The organism is Pseudomonas sp. 9.1(2019), assembly GCF_009910445.1.
In the GTDB taxonomy this organism is placed as follows: Bacteria; Pseudomonadota; Gammaproteobacteria; order Pseudomonadales; family Pseudomonadaceae; genus Aquipseudomonas; species Aquipseudomonas paraversuta.
The window spans coordinates 1-21,058 of record NZ_VBWF01000004.1 but is presented as its reverse complement, the minus strand read 5'-3'; the positions used below and the strand labels follow the sequence as shown (position 1 = coordinate 21,058).

The 21,058-nt window shown below is 58.0% G+C and carries 18 protein-coding genes and 1 pseudogene; 10 read left to right on the top strand and 9 right to left on the bottom strand.

Annotated elements, in window-relative coordinates; all coding sequences use genetic code 11:
• Nucleotides 1-3 precede the first annotated feature (3 nt).
• The 7 genes from ssuB to FEZ21_RS04625 form a co-directional block, all read right to left on the bottom strand.
• Entirely contained in the window at nt 4-810 is an 807-nt protein-coding gene (gene ssuB / locus FEZ21_RS04655) for an aliphatic sulfonates ABC transporter ATP-binding protein (protein WP_003444583.1), read from the bottom strand.
• Nucleotides 807-1,613 carry an aliphatic sulfonate ABC transporter permease SsuC gene (gene ssuC, locus FEZ21_RS04650; RefSeq protein WP_003444585.1) on the bottom strand — a complete coding sequence of 269 codons (807 nt, stop codon included), beginning with the start codon at nt 1,611-1,613 and terminating at the stop codon, nt 807-809. The genes ssuB and ssuC overlap by 4 nt, the downstream gene beginning before the upstream one ends.
• A 7-nt stretch (nt 1,614-1,620) precedes the next feature.
• Entirely contained in the window at nt 1,621-2,769 is a 1,149-nt protein-coding gene (ssuD, locus tag FEZ21_RS04645) for an FMNH2-dependent alkanesulfonate monooxygenase (protein WP_003444587.1), read from the bottom strand.
• A 31-nt stretch (nt 2,770-2,800) separates the two neighbouring features.
• Nucleotides 2,801-3,766, bottom strand: coding sequence for a sulfonate ABC transporter substrate-binding protein (locus FEZ21_RS04640; protein ID WP_003444589.1), 966 nt, complete (start codon nt 3,764-3,766; stop codon nt 2,801-2,803).
• Between the two features lie 204 nt (nt 3,767-3,970).
• Complete coding sequence (gene ssuE, locus FEZ21_RS04635) at nt 3,971-4,564, bottom strand: NADPH-dependent FMN reductase (protein ID WP_003444592.1); 594 nt, start codon at nt 4,562-4,564, stop codon at nt 3,971-3,973.
• Nucleotides 4,565-4,832: 268 nt separating this feature from the next.
• On the bottom strand, nt 4,833-5,471 hold the full coding sequence (locus tag FEZ21_RS04630) for a peroxiredoxin (RefSeq protein WP_003444594.1): 639 nt from the start codon (nt 5,469-5,471) through the stop codon (nt 4,833-4,835).
• Between the two features lie 294 nt (nt 5,472-5,765).
• Nucleotides 5,766-7,127: an OprD family porin gene (locus FEZ21_RS04625; RefSeq protein WP_003444596.1), complete on the bottom strand. Its 1,362-nt coding sequence runs from the start codon at nt 7,125-7,127 to the stop codon at nt 5,766-5,768.
• Between the two features lie 497 nt (nt 7,128-7,624).
• On the opposite strand from FEZ21_RS04625, the gene tauA reads away from it, so the two are divergent.
• From tauA to tauD, 4 genes are read left to right on the top strand one after another with little or no spacing between them, the layout of a single operon-like run.
• Nucleotides 7,625-8,608 carry a taurine ABC transporter substrate-binding protein gene (gene tauA, locus FEZ21_RS04620; RefSeq protein ID WP_003444597.1) on the top strand — a complete coding sequence of 328 codons (984 nt, stop codon included), beginning with the start codon at nt 7,625-7,627 and terminating at the stop codon, nt 8,606-8,608.
• A gap of 27 nt (nt 8,609-8,635) precedes the next feature.
• Nucleotides 8,636-9,430: a taurine ABC transporter ATP-binding subunit gene (gene tauB / locus FEZ21_RS04615; protein ID WP_003444599.1), complete on the top strand. Its 795-nt coding sequence runs from the start codon at nt 8,636-8,638 to the stop codon at nt 9,428-9,430.
• On the top strand, nt 9,427-10,263 hold the full coding sequence (tauC, locus tag FEZ21_RS04610) for a taurine ABC transporter permease TauC (RefSeq protein ID WP_003444601.1): 837 nt from the start codon (nt 9,427-9,429) through the stop codon (nt 10,261-10,263). Before tauB ends, tauC begins: the two co-directional genes overlap by 4 nt.
• Nucleotides 10,264-10,319: 56 nt before the next feature.
• Entirely contained in the window at nt 10,320-11,153 is an 834-nt protein-coding gene (gene tauD / locus FEZ21_RS04605; protein WP_003444603.1) for a taurine dioxygenase, read from the top strand.
• A gap of 112 nt (nt 11,154-11,265) precedes the next feature.
• Here tauD and FEZ21_RS04600 read toward each other — a convergent pair whose 3' ends face one another.
• Nucleotides 11,266-11,925, bottom strand: a complete 660-nt coding sequence (locus FEZ21_RS04600) for a TetR/AcrR family transcriptional regulator (RefSeq protein WP_003444604.1) — start codon at nt 11,923-11,925, stop codon at nt 11,266-11,268.
• Between the two features lie 143 nt (nt 11,926-12,068).
• The gene (locus tag FEZ21_RS04595; protein WP_003444606.1) at nt 12,069-13,445 is read right to left on the bottom strand and encodes a glutamine synthetase family protein; all 1,377 of its coding nucleotides are present in this window, start codon (nt 13,443-13,445) and stop codon (nt 12,069-12,071) included.
• Between the two features lie 278 nt (nt 13,446-13,723).
• On the opposite strand from FEZ21_RS04595, the pseudogene FEZ21_RS04590 reads away from it, so the two are divergent.
• The 6 genes and pseudogenes from FEZ21_RS04590 (at nt 13,724) to FEZ21_RS04565 (ending at nt 21,047) form a co-directional block, all read left to right on the top strand.
• Nucleotides 13,724-14,377, top strand: a pseudogene (locus FEZ21_RS04590) (gamma-glutamyl-gamma-aminobutyrate hydrolase family protein).
• 36 nt (nt 14,378-14,413) lie between these two features.
• A complete protein-coding gene (locus tag FEZ21_RS04585; protein ID WP_003444610.1) occupies nt 14,414-15,772 on the top strand; it encodes a glutamine synthetase family protein in 1,359 nt (452 codons plus the stop codon).
• 71 nt (nt 15,773-15,843) lie between these two features.
• Nucleotides 15,844-17,208, top strand: a complete 1,365-nt coding sequence (locus FEZ21_RS04580) for an aspartate aminotransferase family protein (protein ID WP_003444612.1) — start codon at nt 15,844-15,846, stop codon at nt 17,206-17,208.
• 184 nt (nt 17,209-17,392) lie between these two features.
• A complete protein-coding gene (locus FEZ21_RS04575; RefSeq protein ID WP_003444615.1) occupies nt 17,393-18,505 on the top strand; it encodes a polyamine ABC transporter substrate-binding protein in 1,113 nt (370 codons plus the stop codon).
• 235 nt (nt 18,506-18,740) lie between these two features.
• Nucleotides 18,741-19,835: a polyamine ABC transporter substrate-binding protein gene (locus FEZ21_RS04570; protein WP_160626541.1), complete on the top strand. Its 1,095-nt coding sequence runs from the start codon at nt 18,741-18,743 to the stop codon at nt 19,833-19,835.
• Nucleotides 19,836-19,904: 69 nt separating this feature from the next.
• Entirely contained in the window at nt 19,905-21,047 is a 1,143-nt protein-coding gene (locus FEZ21_RS04565) for an ABC transporter ATP-binding protein (protein WP_010657423.1), read from the top strand.
• Nucleotides 21,048-21,058: the final 11 nt, after the last annotated feature.

Genomic DNA, 21,058 nt, shown 5'->3' with positions numbered 1-21,058 from the left:
CGGTTATTGCGCCCAGCGCAGTTGCGTAGGCAGCGGTGCAACGGGTTCCGGCTCAGGGGGCGAGCCAGGCAAGGCAAGTACCCGGTTGAGTACTTCAGTTTCCAGTGCCGCCAGCCGGTGCGATCCGCGCACCCGGGGGCGCGGCAGTTCGACTGTGAGGTCCAGCCCCACTTCGCCGTCTTCGATCAGGATGACCCGATCGGCAATCGCAACGGCTTCGCTGACGTCGTGGGTCACCAGCAATACGGTGAATCCGTGCTGGCGCCACAGGCGTTCGATCAGTTGCTGCATCTCGATGCGGGTCAAGGCATCCAGCGCACCCAAGGGTTCATCCAGTAACAACAGGCCCGGCTGGTGAATCAGCGCACGAGCCAGGGCCACACGCTGTTTTTGCCCGCCCGATAAAGCCGCCGGCCATTCATTGGCGCGCTCGGCCAGACCCACCTCTTCCAGCGCTTTTAGCGCCTTGGCACGCCAGTCGCCCTTGAGCCCTAGCCCGACGTTGTCGATGACTTTTTTCCAGGGCAGCAAACGCGCTTCCTGAAACATCAGCCGCGTGTCTTCGCGGACTTCTTCCAGTGCTGCCGTGCCTGCCAGCAGTTGGCCAGCCGTCGGTTGATCGAGCCCGGCCAGCAGGCGCATCAGGGTGCTTTTGCCACAACCGCTACGCCCGACTATCGCCACGAATTGACCGGCAGGAATATGCAGATTGATGTCACGCAGGACCTGACGCTCAGCAAAAGACTTTTGCAGGCCTTTGATGGCCAGCGGAATGCCCTGACGCAAACGCGGAGGTTGTTGAGCCGTCATGCTGCACCGCCTTTAACCACTTGATAGGCCGGGTGCCAGCGCAACCACACACGCTCCAGGCCCCGGGCCGCGGTATCGGCCAATTTGCCGAGCACCGCGTACAGAACAATCGCCAGCACGACCACGTCGGTTTGCAAAAACTCCCGGGCGTTCATCGCCAGGTAGCCAATGCCGGAGCTGGCGGAAATGGTTTCGGCCACGATCAGGGTCAACCACATAAAGCCCAGGGCAAAACGCACCCCCACCAGGATCGAAGGCAAGGCACCGGGCAGGATCACCTGGCGAAACAGGCTGAAACCGGACAGCCCGTAACTGCGCGCCATTTCCACCAAAGCAGGGTCTACGTTGCGGATGCCGTGATAGGTGTTGAGGTAGATGGGGAATAAAGTCCCCAGCGCCACCAGGAAAATCTTCGCCGACTCGTCGATCCCGAACCACAGGATGACCAGAGGGATGAGCGCCAGGTGCGGTACGTTGCGGATCATTTGCACCGAACTGTCCAGCAGGCGCTCGCCCCATTTCGACAAGCCGGTGATGAAGCCCAGCACCAGGCCGATGCTGCCACCGATGACAAAACCGACCCCGGCGCGCCAGCCGCTGATGGCGAGGTGTTTCCAGATCTCGCCACTGCGCACCAACTCGACCCCGGCCGCGAATACGGCGCTAGGGGCAGGCAGAATGCGGGTCGACAACCAGCCCGCCGATACCGACAGCTGCCATACCGCCAGCAGCAATACCGGCAAGGCCCAGGGCGCCAGTTTGTGGCCGATGCTATTGAGGCTTGAAGCCTTGCCCTTGCTCATGGCCGCCTCAACTCTGCGCAGCAGCTTTAGGAAGAATATCGTTGGCCACCATTTCGCCAAACGGACTCACGTATCCCGAACTTTTCGGCAGTTCCGGGCGCTCGATATCGAGGTGCGGAAACAGCAGTTCAGCCACCCGGTACGACTCTTCCAGATGCGGGTAGCCGGAAAAAATAAAGGTGTCGATGCCCAGATCGGCGTATTCCTTGACCCGTGCTGCCACTGTCGGGCCGTCACCCACCAGAGCCGTACCCGCACCACCGCGCACCAGACCGACCCCCGCCCACAGGTTGGGGCTGACTTCCAGATTGTCGCGGCTGCCGCCGTGCAGGGCAGCCATGCGCTGCTGGCCGACGGAATCGAAACGCGCCAGTGAAGCCTGGGCCCGGGCAATAGTGTCGTCATCCAGATGAGAAATAAGTTTGTCTGCCGCTTTCCAGGCCTCGTCGTTGGTTTCGCGCACGATGACGTGCAGGCGAATGCCGAAACGTACGGTACGTCCGTGTTTGGCAGCCTTGGCCCGTACCTGGGCAATTTTTTCGGCGACCGCAGCCGGTGGCTCGCCCCAGGTCAGAACCATTTCAACCTGCTCTGCGGCCAGATCCTGCGCAGCTTCCGAGGAGCCGCCGAAGTACAGCGGCGGACGCGGTTGCTGAATCGGCGGGTACAGCAACTTGGCGCCTTTGACCGTGATGTGCTGACCGTCGTAGTCCACGGTTTCGCCTTCAAGCACGCGGCGCCAGATGCGGGTGAACTCTACCGAGGCCTGATAGCGCTCTTCGTGGCTCAGAAACAGGCCGTCACCGGCCAGTTCTTCCGGGTCACCGCCGGTCACCAGATTGAACAGCGCGCGTCCGCCGGACAGTCGGTCCAGGGTCGCGGCCTGACGGGCTGCCACGGTCGGCGAGACGATACCCGGACGCAGCGCCACCAGAAATTTCAGGCGCTGAGTCACAGGGATCAATGCTGCCGCCACTAGCCACGAGTCTTCGCACGAGCGCCCGGTAGGGATCAGAACTCCGCCAAAACCCAGGCGGTCTGCCGCTTGTGCCACTTGTTGCAGGTAACCGTAATCAACGGCACGGGCGCCTTCGGAGGTGCCAAGGTAATGGCCGTCACCGTGGGTAGGCAGGAACCAGAAAATATTGAGGCTCATGGAGTTGTCTCCTGAATGGGTACGGCAAGCGTTAGTTGGCTTTGGCCACAGCGGCCGGTGGTGTCCAGATCACATCTTTCACAACCAGCGGCTTGGGAATCAGCTTGAGCTGGTAAAAACTGTCAGCGATTTTTTGCTGGGCGTTGACCACTTCAGGGGTCAAGAACTGCGCGCCGTAGCCCTGGCGCTTGACCGCCGTGCGGGTGATATCAAGCGCCAGGCCCAGGAGCGGCGCCACTTGCTGCGTGACTTCTTCCGGGTTGGCTTTGGCCCACTCACCGACATTGCGCACTTCTTCGATCAGGGTCTCGATGACCTTGGGATGCTGTTCGGCGTAAGGCTTGGTCGCCAGGTAGAACTGATGATTGTCGGCAAGCGCGCTGGCATCACGCAGGGTGCGTGCCTGCAGCTGTTGTTCGGCAGCGGCCTGGTACGGGTCCCAGATGACCCAGGCATCGACACTGCCCCGCTCAAACGCAGCACGGGCATCGGCGGGCGGCAGGAATATGGTCTGGATATCGCTGTACTTCAGGCCGGCGTCTTCCAGGGCACGCACCAACAGGTAGTGAACGTTGGAGCCTTTGTTGAGTACGACCTTTTTGCCTTTGAGGTCTTTGACCGATTTGATCGGCGAATCCTTGGGCACCAGAATCGCTTCGCTGGTCGGAGCGGGCGGCTCGTAGGCGACATACAGCAGATCGGCACCGGCGGCCTGGGCGAACACCGGCGGGGTTTCACCCGTCACGCCGAAGTCGATGGAGCCGACGTTCAGGCCTTCAAGCAACTGCGGGCCACCGGGGAATTCAGTCCATTGCACCTCGACACCCTGCTCGGCCAGACGCTTCTCCAGCGTGCCCTTGGCCTTGAGCAGCACCAGGGTGCCGTACTTTTGATAACCGATACGCAGGGCATCGGCCTGAGCGTGTAAAACGACGCCAAAGGACACGGCCGCAGCTAACAGTGCGACCACTCCACGACGCAAAATGACAGGGCGCATGGCGCTCTCCTATTAAGGTTCGAGATTCGGGTTGCACCTGCCGGGCCGTTAGCGGATCGGTAAGGCGGAATTGCTTGAAACTGTGGGCTGTATCTGTGGGAGCTGGCTTGCCGGCGCTGGCATCACTGCATCGCCTCAGGCAATCCGGGGCGCCTCAATCGCTGACAAGCCAGCTCCCACACAGATGCCGTGGCATCGATTGGTTCAGATACTCCAGCGAGCCGTGCGCAGGCGCTCGTTGAGAATGTTCGGGTCCAGCGGTTTCGGACGGCGGGCCAGGGCGCTGTAAAACTGCTCCAGAGCCTCGCTCAAGCGTTGTTCCAGGATCGGCACCAGTTGCGCTTGTGCGCCGCCTTCGCCGTAAGCGATCTGGCTGTCATCGGCAAAAATGCCGTGCAGCATTTCCTGAGCCTTGAGCGCAGAGAGCACCGGCTTGAGGGCGTAGTCCACGGCCAGCATGTGGGCGATGCTGCCACCCGTAGCGATGGGCAATACCACTTTATGGCTCAGGGCGCGCTCAGGCAGCAGATCAAGGATGGTTTTCAGTGCACCGCTGAACGAGGCCTTGTACACCGGCGTCGCAATCACCAGGCCATCGGCATTTTCGATGTGTTGCAACAGATTGATGATTTGCGGACTGTCAAAACGTGCGTGGAGCAAGTCTTCGGCCGCAAAGTCACGTACCTGGTAACTCACGACTTCTACGCCTTGCTGGTTGAGCCAGTGTTTGGCGCGGTCCAGCAGCACCCCGGAGCGGGATCGTTGGCTTGGGCTACCTCCGAGTGTCACGACCAGCATCGGGCATTTCCTTGAGTGAATGTGTGCAATTCGCTGTCAGCGTTTTCGCTTGAGTGAGAAGACCTTAACAGGTGATTTATATATCTATAAATCATATTTATTCATTTGTTTATTCCTTAAATGAATATGAGATTTGACGATTCAAAGCGCAAAAAAAAGGGCCGTCGAAACGGCCCCAAACCCTGTTGCACTTGAAGATGGAAACTCTGCAGGAGCGAGCCGTGCAGATCAAAAAGATCGCGAGCAAGCTGGCTTCTACAGGAGAGGATTATTTGTTTGGCTGCGGCGTGAGGCGCAGGTAGGGCTTCACGGCGCGGTAGCCCTTGGGGAAGCGCTTCTTGATTTCGTCTTCATCTTTTAGCGACGGCACGATCACCACTTCGTCGCCGTCCTGCCAGTTGGCCGGGGTGGCAACTTTGAAGTTGTCGGTCAGTTGCAACGAATCGATCACGCGCAAAATTTCATTGAAATTGCGTCCGGTGCTGGCCGGATAGGTGATGGTCAGGCGAATCTTTTTGTTCGGATCAATCACGAACAGCGAGCGCACCGTCAGGGTATCGCTGGCATTGGGGTGAATCAGATCGTAGAGATCGGACACTTTGCGATCGGCATCGGCCAGGATCGGAAAGTTGACCTGGGTGTTCTGGGTTTGGTTGATGTCTTCGATCCAGCGGTGATGCGAGTCCACCGGGTCGACGGACAGCGCGATGGCTTTGACCCCGCGTTTGGCAAATTCGTCCTTGAGCTTGGCGGTGAAACCCAGCTCGGTGGTGCAGACCGGGGTGAAGTCCGCCGGGTGTGAAAACAGCACGCCCCAGTTATCGCCCAGCCATTCATGAAAACGAATCTTGCCGGCGCTGGAATCCTGTTCGAAATCGGGGGCGATGTCGCCGAGTCTGAGGCTCATGGTGCAGCTCCTTTTTATAGGGAATGGCAGGGCGTGATGGACTTACTCTGCCTGCACCATGAACTAATTAAAAAGAATAAATATCGATTTGGTTAGAGCATAAAGGAATATTAAAAACTGTTTCATTGGACGCGGCCAAGGCATGGGGCCACTCTGGATTCAGGTTTAGGCAAGGGGAGCGGCAGGGAGCTGCGACATTCAAATGTGTTGCGAATTGATCGATTCGGTCTTCGGTAAACACCCTGCCCGGCATTGCGCCGGGCAGGATTTTTCTTGCCTGTTACTACAACCGGCTTACAGCAACGGAATCGAGTAGCTGACGATCAGACGGTTTTCGTCCTGGTCGCGCTGGTTGGCAATGTCGTTGCGCCACATGGCGTTTTTCCACATGAAGCCGAGGTTTTTCAACGCGCCTTCCTGTACCACGTAGGCCACAGTGATATCGCGTTCCCACTCGGAAGCGCCATTGCTGGTCTGCTTGTTGCCGCTGTAGGTGTCGATGTTGTCGCCACGCAGGTAAACCGCGCCCGCCGTCAGGCCGGGAACGCCAAGCTTGGCGAAGTCATACGAGTAGCGAGCCTGCCAGGTACGTTCGCCAGCACGGGCGAACTTCTGGATTTGCATGTCGGTAGTCAGGTAAGCCGACGAACCGTCGCCCTGGTTCAGCCAAGGGAAGTCACTGCTGCCGTTGCTGACCTGGTAACCGCCACCGAAGGTGTGACCTTCAACGGTGTACAGGAACAGACCGCTGTACAGGTTGTTATCAACCTTGCCTTTGCCGTTGCCCGTCGAGCTATGGGCGTAGTCACCGGAGGTGTAATACAGCGGATCATGGCCGTTTTTACCGTCATCGGAGCTGTTGAAGTAGCGCAAGTCAGTTTTCAACACGCCCGGACCGATGGACCAGTTGTGGGTCAGACCCAGGAAGTGTTGCTTGTAGAAATCTTCCAGATTGCCGTAGTAGTACTGCAGCAACAGGTCTTTGTTGACCTTGTAGTCGGCACCGCCGTAATAGAACTTGTTAACAAATTTGCCGGTGTCGTAGTTGGAGCCACCGTTGGCGCCAGCAATCGACAGGCCTTCGTTGTTGGTGGAGTTACGACCCTTGGCGTGTTCGATCTGGCCGCCGGTGAAGGTCAGGTCCTTGAACTCGCTGGAGGTGATCTGGCCACCCTGGAAGGTTTGCGGCAGCAGGCGACCGTCGTTGGTCACGATGACCGGCAGTTTTGGCTGCAAGGTACCGATGCGCAATTCAGTCTGGGAAATCTTGGCTTTAGCCGTCAGGCCCAGGCTGGAGAAATCGTCCACAGCGTGGTCGCCGTCGCTTGGGAATACCGAGCCACCGGCGTTCAGGCCAGTCGGGTTACCGTGCTTGGCAGTGCTGGAGTCCAGCTTGACGCCCAGCAGGCCAATTGCATCCACACCAAAACCAACTGTGCCCTGGGTGAAACCCGAGGTGTAGTCCAGCTGGAAGCCTTGGCCCCATTCAGCGGTGTAGTTGGAGTTCTTCGGCGCACCCGAATCACGGTTATCGTTGTTGATATAGAAGTTACGCAGTTTCAGCGTGGCCTTGCTGTCTTCAATAAAACCGGCAGCGCTTGCCTGTTGCGCCAACAAACCTACGGCCACAGCGATGGCCAAGGTGGACTTGTTCATGGTGTTGCTCCTATGCGTTTCTAATTTTTGTAGTTCTTTAACCCAAGATCTGACGTCTCGGTGCTACAGATGCGCGATTAGCGCCGGACAATGACTGACAAGTCAATCGTAACCAATCATGTCTACGACCTTTGTCTAGTCGTCTGCCATTTATGCGCAGGATAATGGCTACTCCATAAAACTAAAAAGAATTGTTTAGAATTTTTTCAGATCGAATGGATATATGTCTAAATATTACCCGCGCAAAATCGGAGGAATCCTATCGGCCTTTTGTCTAATTCCTAAACAAAAATTTATGAATTTTTTAATAACATTTAGCGCTTAACTCCTACCCGATCAGTTGCCAGGCGAAACACCGGAGCAGATAAAGCTCGCGCGCGTTTGTGCATGTTGCGGAACAACATAAGCTAATGCTTAAAAGTTATTTATTTACGCATTCTTAGATCATTTAACCTCGCGCTCTGCCGATATCCGGCCACCTGCCGAGGAGCTACTTGATGAAACTGCACTCTCCATTACGCCTTTTGGCAGCTTTGTCCCTGGCGGGTGCCAGCTTCTTTGCCCAGGCCGCAGCCAACGACGTGACCGTGGCCTACCAAACCACCGTAGACCCGGCGAAAGTCGCCCAGGCCGACGGTGCTTACGAGAAAGCTACCGGTGCCAAAATCAACTGGCGCAAATTCGATAACGGCTCCGACATCATTGCCGCCATTGCCTCGGGCGATGTGCAGATCGGCTACCTGGGTTCAAGCCCGCTGACCGCAGCCATCACCCGCAAGGTGCCGGTGGAAACCTTTTTGATCGCAACCCAGATCGGCGGCGCCGAAGCCCTGGTGGCCCGTGACGGTTCCGGGATCAATGGCCCGCAGGACCTGATCGGCAAGAAAATCGCCGTGCCCTTTGTCTCTACCGGCCACTACAGCCTGCTGGCAGCGCTCAAGCACTGGAATATTGATCCTTCGAAAGTACAGATTCTGAACCTGGCGCCGCCGGCCATTGTGGCGGCCTGGAAGCGTGGCGATATTGATGCCACCTATGTGTGGGACCCGGCATTGGGCGCAGCCAAGGAAAACGGCAAGGTGCTGATCACCTCTGGCGAGCTGGCCAAATTCGGCGCACCGACCTTTGACGCCTGGATCGTGCGCAAGGACTTCGCCGCCAAGCACCCGGAAATCGTTAAAGCGTTCGCCAAAGTCACCCTGGATGCTTACGCCGACTATCACAAGGACCCAAAAGCCTGGCTGGCCAATCAAAGCAACGTCGACAAGGTGGTGAAGCTCTCGGGCGCCAAAGCGGCTGATATTGCGCTACTGCTGCAAGGCAACGTCTACCCGCTGGCCGCCGATCAGGTGGTTCTGCTGGGCGCCCCTACCACCAAAGCGCTGACCGACACCGCGACCTTCCTCAAAGAGCAAGGCAAGGTCGACGCGGTTCTGTCGGACTACGCGCCGTCGGTTAACGCCAGTTTCATTACTCAATAATTTTCGCCCGCTGAGGAGTCGACCGTCATGGCCTTGTTATCACTGGAGCGTATCAGCGCACAGTACCCGGGCGCAGCTGAGCCGGTGCTGTCGGATATTTCCGTCAGCCTCGGCCCTCAGCAACTGCTGGTCGCCCTTGGCCCGTCGGGCAGCGGCAAAACCTCCTTGCTGAATCTGATCGCCGGTTTTGTTGAACCCAGCGGCGGACGCATCACCCTCGACGGGGCTCAGGTCAAAGGGCCGAGCGCCGAACGCGGAGTGGTGTTTCAGGACGATGTACTGCTGCCCTGGCAGGACGTGCTGGCCAATGTGGCCTTCGGCCTAGAACTGGCAGGAGTCCCCCGCAACAAGCGTGAAAGCCGCGCCCGTGAAATGCTGGCGCTGGTGGATTTGTCGGGCTTTGAACAGCGCCGCGTCTGGGAGCTTTCGGGCGGCCAGAAACAACGTGTCGGCCTGGCTCGGGCCCTGGCGGCCGACCCGCGCGTGTTGCTGATGGACGAACCTTTCGGCGCACTGGACGCCTTCACCCGCGAACAGATGCAAGAGTTGCTGCTGCAAGTGTGCAAGCGCACGGACAAACCCGTATTTCTGATTACCCACGACATTGAAGAAGCGGTTTTTCTGGCTACCGACCTGATTTTGCTCGCGCCCAATCCGGGCCGCATTGTTGAGCGGCTGAGCCTGGACTTCGGTCAGCGTTACAACGCCGGCGAATCGGCCCGTTCGATCAAATCCGATCCGCGCTTTATCGAAACCCGTGAACACGTGCTGGAACGTGTGTTTTCCCAACGCGGTGCCGCCCGGCACCAGGAGCACGCATGAGCAGTTATGAAGCCGTCGCCGAAGCTGCAGTTGCAGCGCCCCACGCACCGCGCCCGGTAAAACGCAGCCTGAGTACGCGCTGGATCAGCGTCCTGACCATCCTCACGCTGCTTGCCGTCTGGTGGGCCGTGACTGCCGCCGGACTCATCGAGCCGCTGTTTTTGCCGCCACCTTCGGCCGTGCTGGAGAAAGGCTGGTTGCTGGCGACCACAGGTTATATGGACTCCACCTTGTGGCAGCACCTGGGCGCCAGTCTGACCCGTATCGGCCTGGGCCTGGGCTTTGCGATTCTGACCGCGGTGCCGGTGGGCATCGCTATCGGCCACAACCGCATCGCGCGGGGGATTTTCGACCCGCTGATCGAGTTCTATCGGCCGATTCCGCCGCTGGCCTATTTGCCGCTGATTGTGATCTGGTGCGGGATTGGCGAACTGTCGAAAGTACTGCTGATTTATCTGGCGATCTTTGCCCCGATTGCAATTGCCACTGCCACCGGCGTGCGTACCGTCGACCCGGCCAAAGTCCGCGCCGCCCAGTCGCTGGGTGCCACTCGCTGGCAGTTGATTCGCCATGTGATTTTGCCCAGCGCCCTGCCGGACATTCTGACCGGTGTGCGTATCGGGCTGGGCGTGGGCTGGTCGACCCTGGTGGCAGCCGAGTTGATCGCCGCCACCAGCGGCCTGGGTTTTATGGTGCAGTCCGCTGCGCAATTCCTGGTCACCGACGTGGTGGTCCTGGGGATTCTGGTGATTGCCATCATCGCCTTTGCCATGGAAATGGGCCTGCGCGCCCTGCAACGCAAGCTGGTGCCGTGGCACGGCCAGGCTCACTAGATACTTCGAATTGCACTCGACGCTGATCAATCGGCGCGCTGATAAAGAGATAGACCATGAGCCTGACCATTACCCCGATTAGCTCTGCCCTTGGCGCCCAGATTGACGGCGTCGATCTGACCCGGCCTCTGAGCCCGCTGCAGCGCGATGCCATCGAGCAGGCGCTGCTCGAATATCAGGTGATTTTCTTTAAACAACAGTCGATCACCCCGCAACAGCAAGCACGCTTTGCGGCCAATTTTGGCGATCTGCATATTCATCCGATTTATCCCAACGTACCGGAACAACCTGAAGTGCTGGTGCTGGACACGGCCGTTACCGATGTCCGTGACAACGCGGTGTGGCACACCGACGTGACCTTCTTGCCGACCCCGGCGCTGGGCGCGGTGCTGAGTGCCAAGCAGTTGCCGGCTTTTGGCGGGGATACCTTGTGGGCCAGCGGGATTGCAGCGTTCGAGGGTCTGTCCAGGCCACTGCAAGTGCTGCTGGATGGTTTGACCGCTACCCACGACTTCACCAAGTCGTTCCCGCTGGAGCGTTTTGGTTCGACACCCGAAGATTTGCAGCGCTGGGAACAGACCCGCAAAAACAACCCGCCGCTGTCGCACCCGGTGATCCGCACGCACCCGGTCAGCGGGCGCAAATCGTTGTTCGTCAACGAAGGCTTCACCACCAGAATCAATGAACTTTCAGAGGCTGAAAGCGAAGCGATCCTCAAGTTGCTGTTCGCCCACAGCACCCGCCCGGAGTACACCATCCGCTGGCGCTGGCAGGAGAACGACGTAGCGTTCTGGGACAATCGCGTGACCCAGCATTACGCCGTGGATGATTACCGCCCGAATCGCCGCGTGATGCACCGCGCAACTATCCTCGGTGATGCGCCCTTCTGACCTGCAGAGGCAAGCTTGTTGCAGGAGCGAGCCTGTTGTAGGAGCGAGCTTGCCTCGCGAGCTCTTCACGACCCGGGATACAGCGTTAAAAGCTCGCGAGGCAAGCTCGCTCCTACAGGGGTAAGGCCGGGCTTGGGCGTTTGGGCAGGTACGGCGGCAGGTACAACCCCAGATAGGCATCGACCACCCGCGCGCCTTCCTCGGCCATGCGCGGGGTGATGCTGCCGTTTATCTGGATGGAGCGCGCATACACGCGGTCACCCAACTCCATGGCCAGGGCAAAAACGTCCACCTCTTGCGGCAGTACCGGAAGCTCGAAGTGGCGCATAAACAACCCGTGCATCAACTGGCCCAGTTCAAGGTCGTGCTGACTGTCGGCCCGGGTCACTTCGGTAAGCCCGTGCTGGGCCAGAATCAGCTGCCGGGCGGCCGCATCCTGGTGGTAAATAGTCAGCATGCGTTGCTCGATAATCCGCGAAAGATCACGCCAGCCATTGAGCTCGTCATGGGCAACCGGTTGTTTCAGGCAGGCGCGGAACGCGCCGTGGACATCACTCGTCAGGGCCTGGAGCAACGCCGGCACACTGGGGAAAAAGTGATAGACCGATGACGGCGCAATTGCCGCACGCTGCGCCACACTGTAAATCGACAGGCTGGACACCCCCTCGGCGGCGAGCAATGTGCGGGCGGCGTCGAGTATCGAATCAATTCGGACCTGACTGCGGGCGCGGGGCTTGCGAGGTGTAGCGCGGGGCGAGGCGGGGCGCGTCATGGGTGTCTCCTGCGGGGCAGCAGGCATTGTACGAGCCGGACTGGATGTTCGCCACAGACCTTCGCCTGGATCGCAGGTGCTGGTGCGCACATAAAAAAACGCCACCGGCTGTTGGCCGATGGCGTTTTCAGGACTGCAACCGCTTACACGGTATGCAAGTACCAGTTGTACTCGAGGTCGGAGATGGAATGTTCAAACTCTTCCAGTTCGCTCTCTTTACAGGCCACAAAAATATCGATGTATTTAGGGTCGATATATTTGGCCATCACTTCGCTGTCATCCAGCTCGCGCAGGGCATCACGCAAGTTGTTCGGCAGGCTTTGCTCGTTCTGCTCGTAGGAGTTGCCTTCTACCGGTGGTGGTGGCTCGATCTTGTTGGTCAGGCCGTGGTGCACGCCCGCCAGAACCGAGGCCATCAACAGGTACGGGTTGGCATCGGCGCCAGCCACCCGGTGTTCCAGACGCACGGAGTCAGAAGAACCGGTCGGTACCCGCAGGGCCACCGTACGGTTGTCCAGGCCCCAGCACGGCGAGTTCGGCACGTAGAACTGTGCGCCGAAACGACGGTAGGAGTTGACGTTAGGGCAAAGGAACGCCATCTGCGCCGGTAGGGTCTCGAGCACACCGCCGATCGCGTGACGCAATGCGGCGTTCTGCTCGGGATCCTCGCTGGCAAAAATATTTTTGCCCTCTTTGTCCAGAATCGAAATATGTACGTGCAACCCGTTACCCGCCTGGCCCGGATAAGGCTTGGCCATGAACGTGGTGTCCATCTCATGGTCGTAGGCGATGTTTTTGATCAGACGTTTTAGCAGTACTGCGTAGTCGCAGGCCTTGATCGGGTCGGCAACGTGGTGCAGGTTCACTTCGAACTGCGCCGGGGCACTTTCTTTAACGATGGCGTCAGCCGGGATGCCTTGCTCTTTGGCACCTTCCAGAATGTCCTGGAGGCAGTCGACGTATTCGTCGAGATCGTCGATCAGGTAAACCTGGGTCGAATGCGGACGTTTGCCGGAGATCGGCGAGCGCGGCGGTTGTGGCCGCCCGTTAACGTTCTCCTGGTCAATCAGGTAGAACTCGAGCTCGAAAGCGGCGCAGATGGTGAGACCCATGTCGTCAAATTTCGTAACAACTTGACGCAATACTTCGCGAGGGTCGGCGAAGAACGGCTCACCTTCGAGTTCGTGCATGGTCATCAGCAGTTGCGCAGTGGGGCGCTTTTGCCATGGTTCATTGCACAGGGTGTCAGGAATTGGATAACAGATTCTGTCTGCGTCACCGATATCCAGACCCAGACCGGTGCTTTCCACCGTTGAGCCATTGATATCCAGCGCAAACAGAGAGGCTGGCAGGTTGATGCCTTTCTCGTAAACCTTGTGGAGACTGGTGCGTTCAATGCGCTTACCGCGCACCACACCATTCATATCCGCAATTAGAAGGTCAACGTACAGAACCTCAGGATGTTCCTTAAGGAACGCGTTCGCTTCGTTAAGCTGAACGGCACGCGGGGGTACCGACATGATGCAACACCTTTGTTGTTAAAAATATCAATCATTGAGCGCTACGGGATTCAGTCAACCCGAACGGCATACCGAAGTCAAGCAGCCTATTTTTTGCCCTGAAAAAGGGCTTAAAGGCCATTTTTGACGCTTTTCAGGGCGTCTTTGCCCTTTTAAAAACCTTGCCGCCCGCAGGCTTGAGCGGGGCGTATTGTATTTTTTACGGGGGTGTTGTGTAAAAAAATGAACAAGGCTAAGCTCGATTCAAACCCATAACAGCAATAATACCGGGGTGTTACATGTCACGCCTGCCGTTAATCGGCGTCACCGCCTGCACCAGGCAGATCGGTTTGCATCCTTATCACATCACTGGCGATAAGTACGTGCGAGCAATCGCGGTGGCCGCCAAAGGCTTGCCTCTGATCCTTCCGTCCTTGGCGGAACTGATTGATCCGACCAATATTCTGGACAGTCTGGACGGACTGCTGTTTACCGGGTCACCGTCCAATATCGAACCTCATTTATATCACGGCCCCACCAGCGCGCCTGACACGCTGCATGATCCTGACCGTGATCGCACCACATTCCCCCTGATCCGTGCCGCTCTCGCCACAGGTGTTCCTGTGCCGGGGATCTGTGGCGGGTTTCAGGAATTGAATGTAGCCCCGGGTGGCTCACTTCACCAGAAATTGCACGAAGTCGACGGCTTCATCGAGCATCGAGAAGACCCCAGCGCACCGAGTCACGCCATGCAACATTCAACCGGGCGGCGTACTGGCAGGCCTGGCTCCGGACGGCCTGGTGGAGGCGGTTTCGATCGAAGGCGGCAAGGCTTTTGCTTTAGCCGTGCAATGGCACCCCGAATGGCAGGTAAGCTCTAACCCGATTTATCTCGCGATGCCTGCAGAAGGCGCGCCACTCAACACGACGCGGATGCGTCAGTAAACGCCTGACTTATCCAAGTCAGGACACTCAGCCCAGAGGCATTTATGAGTAACAACCTCGACCAGCTCACCGATTGGTTGAAAGACCACAAGATCACAGAAGTCGAATGCATGATCGCCGACCTTACCGGGATTACACGCGGGAAGATTTCGCCGACCAACAAGTTCATTGCCGAAAAAGGCATGCGCCTGCCCGAGAGCGTTTTGCTGCAAACCGTAACGGGCGACTATGTCGAAGACGACATCTACTACGAGCTGCTGGACCCTGCCGATATCGACATGATCTGCCGGCCGGATCAGAACGCTGTCTTTATGGTGCCCTGGGCGATCGAGCCTACGGCCCAGGTGATTCACGACACCTACGACAAACAAGGCAACCCGATTGAGCTGTCGCCGCGCAACGTGCTGAAAAAGGTCCTCAAACTCTATGCCGACCACGGCTGGCAGCCAATCGTGGCGCCAGAAATGGAGTTTTACCTGACCAAGCGCAGCGACGATCCGGACTACCCGTTGCAGCCGCCGATCGGGCGTTCAGGACGCCCGGAAACCGGCCGTCAGTCGTTCTCCATTGAAGCGGCCAACGAATTCGATCCCCTGTTCGAAGATGTATACGACTGGTGCGAGCTGCAAGAACTGGATCTGGACACCCTGATCCACGAAGACGGCACCGCGCAGATGGAAATCAATTTCCGTCACGGCGACGCACTGTCGCTGGCCGACCAGATTCTGGTGTTCAAACGCACCATGCGCGAAGCCGCGCTCAAGCACGACGTAGCCGCTACCTTCATGGCCAAACCCATGACCGGCGAACCGGGCAGCGCCATGCACTTGCACCAGAGCATCATCGACATCGAAACCGGCAAAAACATCTTCTCCAATGAAGATGGAACCATGAGCCAGCTGTTCCTGAATCACATCGGCGGCTTGCAGAAGTTCATTCCCGAACTGCTGCCACTGTTTGCACCGAACGTGAACTCCTTCCGCCGCTTCCTGCCTGATACCTCGGCGCCGGTAAACGTGGAATGGGGCGAAGAGAACCGCACCGTAGGTCTGCGCGTACCGGATGCCGGCCCGCAAAACCGCCGGGTCGAGAACCGCCTGCCGGGGGCCGACGCCAACCCGTACCTGGCCATTGCTGCCAGCTTGCTGTGCGGCTACATCGGTATGGTGGAAGGGATCAATCCGAGCGCGCCAGTGGTGGGCCGCGGTTATGAGCGCCGCAACCTGCGCCTGCCGCTGACCCTGGAAGAAGCCCTGGCACGCATGGAAAGCAGCAAGACTGTAGAGAAATACCTGGGCACCAAATTCATTGCGGGTTACATCGCAGTCAAACGTGCCGAGCATGAAAACTTCAAGCGTGTCATCAGTTCGTGGGAGCGGGAATTCCTGCTGTTCGCCGTCTGATCCACCCCGTCTGTCACCAGAGTGCTGCGCCAGGAAGGCGCGGCACCTAACGGAATAAAGGAGAGTGCTTTATGACTAACAAGAACCCGCAAACCCTCCACTGGCAACAACTGAGCAACGACCATCACCTGGCGCCGTTCAGTGATTTCAAGCAATTGAAAGAAGTCGGTCCACGCATTGTCACCCACGCCAAGGGCGTGTACCTGTGGGACAGCGAAGGGCACAAAATTCTCGACGGCATGGCCGGCCTGTGGTGTGTTGCCATTGGCTACGGACGTGACGAACTGGCCGATGCGGCCAGTAAGCAAATGCGCGAGCTGCCGTACTACAACCTGTTTTTCATGACCGCTCACCCGCCAGTACTCGAGTTGTCCAAGGTCATCGCCCAGATTGCCCCTGAAGGCATGAACCACGTGTTCTTCACCGGTTCCGGCTCTGAAGGCAACGACACCATGCTGCGCATGGTTCGCCACTACTGGGCGATCAAGGGCCAGCCCGAGAAGAAGGTCATCATCAGCCGCAAGAACGGCTACCACGGCTCAACCGTGGCCGGTGCCAGCCTGGGCGGCATGACCTACATGCATGAACAGGGCGACTTGCCGATCCCGGGCATCACGCACATCGCGCAACCGTACTGGTTCGCGGAAGGCGGCGACATGTCCCCGGAAGAGTTCGGTATCTGGGCTGCCAACCAGCTGGAAGAAAAGATCCTCGAAATTGGCGTCGACAAGGTCGGGGCCTTTATTGCCGAGCCGATTCAGGGCGCAGGCGGCGTGATCATTCCGCCAGACACCTACTGGCCGCGCATCAAGGAAATCCTGGCCAAGTACGACATCCTGTTCGTGGCTGACGAAGTCATTTGCGGCTTTGGTCGCACCGGTGAGTGGTTCGGTAGCGATTTCTACGACCTCAAACCCGACATGATGACCATCGCCAAGGGCCTGACCTCGGGTTACATCCCCATGGGTGGCCTGATTGTGCGCGACGAAGTGGTCGCCGTGCTTAACGAAGGTGGCGATTTCAACCACGGTTTCACCTACTCCGGTCACCCGGTAGCCGCCGCAGTTGCGCTGGAAAACATCCGCATCCTGCGCGAAGAAAAAATTATCGAGAAGGTTCACGCCGAAACGGCACCGTATTTGCAAAAGCGTCTGCGTGAACTGAACGATCACCCGTTGGTGGGCGAAGTGCGCGGTGTGGGTCTGCTGGGAGCCATTGAACTGGTTCAGGACAAAGCCACCCGCAAACGTTATGAAGGCCGTGGCGCTGGCATGATTTGCCGGCAGTTCTGCTTTGAGAACGGGCTGATCATGCGCGCCGTGGGCGACACCATGATCATCTCGCCGCCGCTGGTGATCAGCAAAGACGAGATCGACGAGCTGGTAACCAAGGCCCGTAAGTGCCTGGATCTGACTCTGGAAGTACTGCAAGGTTGACCGCCAGGCTCCGGGTGAAAGACATCGGCGGTTTTATTGCCGGCAATTGCGCTCGGAGCCTTAAGAATCAAGGCTCTTCCCTTGAAAGCCTGCCCCGGATCTTGCCAGACTACCCGCCGGCTTTAGTCATCCTGAGATCAGGTCGCTGAATCGGTGGTTTAAAAGAACAATTGGAGCATTACAGATGAAGGCATCAGGTTTTAAAAAAGCTGGCAAGACCCTTCTCGCCCTGTCCTTGATGGGGGTGATGGCTGGGGCAGTTCAAGCCGCGGACAAGGTTCTGCACATCTACAACTGGTCCGACTATATCGCGCCCGATACCGTCAAAAAGTTTGAAGACCAGACCGGTATCAAAGTGGTTTACGACGTGTTCGACAGCAACGAGACCCTCGAGGCCAAACTGCTGGCGGGCAAGTCCGGCTACGACATCGTCGTGCCATCCAACAATTTCCTGGCCAAGCAGATCAAGGCCGGGGTTTACCAGGAACTGGACCGCTCCAAGCTGCCAGACTGGAAAAACCTCGATCCTGCGTTGCTCAAGGCCGTTGGCGATGCCAGCGACAAAGACAACAAACACGCGTTCCCGTACATGTGGGGCACTATCGGTATCGGCTACAACCCCGAGAAGGTCAAAGCCGCACTGGGCGTCGATACCATCGATTCCTGGGACGTGCTGTTCAAGCCGGAAAACGCTGCCAAGCTGAAAAGCTGTGGCATCAGCTTCCTCGACTCGCCGACCGAAATGATCCCGGCCGCCCTGCACTACCTGGGCTACCCGACCGACTCCCAGGACAAGAAGCAACTGGCTGAAGCCGAAGCACTGTTCCTGAAGATTCGTCCTTCGGTGGGCTACTTCCACTCGTCCAAGTACATCTCTGACCTGGCCAACGGCAATATCTGCGTAGCCGTGGGTTACTCCGGCGACCTGGAACAGTCCATCTCCCGTGCCAAGGAAGCCGGTGGCAAGGTCAAACTGAAATATGCGATTCCGAAAGAAGGCGCCGGCAGCTTCTACGACATGGTCGCCATTCCCAAGGATGCCGAGAACGTTGATGCCGCTTACGCCTGGATGAACTTCCTGATGCAGCCAGAAATCATGGCTGAAATCACCAACAGCGTGCGTTTCCCGAACGGTAACAAGGCTGCAACGCCGCTGGTGAATAAAGACATCTCCGGTGACCCGAGCATTTATCCATCGGATGAAGTGAAAGCCAAACTGTATGCCATCAGCGATTTGCCGCCTGCAACCTTGCGCCTGCTGACTCGCAGCTGGACCAAGATCAAATCCGGTAAATAAGGTCCCTTTGCAGGAGCGCACTTGCTCGCAAGCTGTTCAGATCCCCGGGATCGCCAGCAAGCTCGCTCCTGCAGAAGGGCAAAATCACGGAAAATCATGGCTTTAGGGCAATAAATCGCAGAAAACTTTGCCGTGTCGGTTTATCGAGGGTAAGTTGCGCGCCGGTTTTGTCTTTGCCAGCTCTGCTGCCGTGTGACGCGGGCCACCGAGGCCCGACTATTTAGAGGACCACCACGTGTCTACATCCTTGTTTCGCAAGACCCTGCTGGTCGGAGCTGGTTTGACGCTTGCCGTCAGCGTTCAAGCGGCACCCACCGTGCACATTTACAACTGGTCGGACTACATAGCCCCGAACACACTGGCCGATTTCGAAAAGACTACCGGCATCAAACCGGTGTATGACGTCTTCGACTCCAACGAAACCCTGGAAGGCAAACTGCTGGCAGGCCGCACCGGTTACGACGTGGTCGTTCCGTCGAACCACTTCCTGGGCAAGCAGATCAAAGCGGGCGCATTCCAGAAGCTGGACATGTCGCAACTGCCTGACTACTCCAACCTGGACCCGGTCCTGCTCAAGCGTCTGCAGGCCAATGACCCGGGTAACCAGTACGCGGTGCCGTACCTGTGGGGCACCAACGGTATTGGCTACAACGTCGATAAGGTCAAGGAAGTACTGGGCGTAGATTCCATCGACTCCTGGGACCTGGTGTTCAAACCCGAGAACATGAAGAAGCTGCAATCGTGCGGCGTGGCTTTCCTGGACTCGGCCGATGAAATGCTGCCCACCGTGCTCAACTATCTGGGCCTGGATCCAAACAGCACCAACCCCAAAGACTACAAAAAAGCTGAAGCTACCCTGATGTCGGTGCGTCCTTACGTCACCTACTTCCATTCTTCCAAATACATTTCCGATCTGGCCAACGGCAACATCTGTGTTGCGATCGGCTTCTCCGGTGATGTATTCCAGGCCAAGGCACGTGCCGAAGAGGCCAAAAAAGGCGTCAACATCGCCTATATCGTTCCCAAGGAAGGCGGCGCCCTCTGGTTTGACATGCTGGCAATCCCCCAGGACTCCGGCAACGTCAAGGAAGCCCACGCATTCATCAATTACCTGCTCAAGCCTGAGGTGATTGCCCAGGTCAGCGATTATGTTGGCTATGCCAACCCTAATCTTGCCGCAGACAAAGTGATGGACGAGTCCATCCGTACCGACGAAGCGGTTTACCCGACCCAGGCGGTGCTGGACAAAACTTACGTTTCAACCGAACTACCCCCGAAAACGCAACGTCTGATGACGCGCACGTGGACCAAGGTCAAGACGGGTAAATAACTCGCAAGACCACCTATCCAAGGCCCGACCCTATTGATCGGGCTGCTAAATTTGTTGGGAGTTTCGTAAATGGCTGTTGCCTCCGGCGCCTATAAGAAAGCCCTCGAGGGCGACCACACCCCTAAACAGGTGTTGGTCAAAATCGACCGGGTCACGAAGAAATTCGACGAGACGATTGCCGTGGACGATGTGTCCCTGGAAATCAACAAAGGCGAGATCTTCGCCATGCTCGGCGGATCGGGATCGGGCAAATCCACCTTGCTGCGCATGCTCGCCGGTTTCGAGCGCCCAACAGAAGGCCGTATTTTCCTGGATGGCGTAGACATCACTGACATGCCGCCCTATGAGCGGCCGATCAACATGATGTTCCAGTCCTACGCCCTGTTCCCGCACATGACCGTGGCCCAGAACATCGCCTTTGGCCTCAAGCAGGACAAGATGTCCTCTTCGGAGATCGATGCCCGGGTAGGCGAAATGCTCAAACTGGTGCACATGACCCAGTACGCCAAGCGCAAGCCCCATCAACTGTCCGGCGGTCAGCGTCAGCGTGTGGCCCTGGCCCGTTCGCTGGCCAAGCGTCCGAAGCTGCTGCTGCTCGATGAGCCGATGGGCGCACTGGACAAAAAACTGCGTTCGCAAATGCAGCTCGAGCTGGTGGAAATCATCGAGCGCGTCGGCGTGACCTGCGTCATGGTGACCCACGACCAGGAAGAGGCCATGACCATGGCCCAGCGCATTGCGATCATGCACCAGGGCTGGATCGCCCAGATCGGCAGCCCGATCGACATCTATGAAACGCCGGTCAGCCGTCTGGTCTGCGAATTCATCGGCAACGTCAACCTGTTCGACGGTGAAGTGGTGGACGACGCCGAAGGCTATGCGCGCATCAACTGCCCGGAGCTGGAGAACGACATCTACGTGGGTCATGGTGTGAGCACCTCGGTAGAGGACAAACACACGACCTACGCGATCCGTCCGGAAAAAATGCTGGTCACCACCGAAAAGCCGACCTGTGAATACAACTGGTCGCGGGGCAAGGTGCATGACATTGCCTACCTGGGCGGCCACTCGGTGTTCTACGTCGAACTGCCCGGCGGCAAGATCGTCCAGTCGTTTGTCGCCAACGCCGAGCGCCGCGGCGCCCGTCCGACCTGGGACGACGAAGTTTACGTCTGGTGGGAAGACGACAGCGGCGTGGTACTGCGCTCATGAACCTTCGAAAA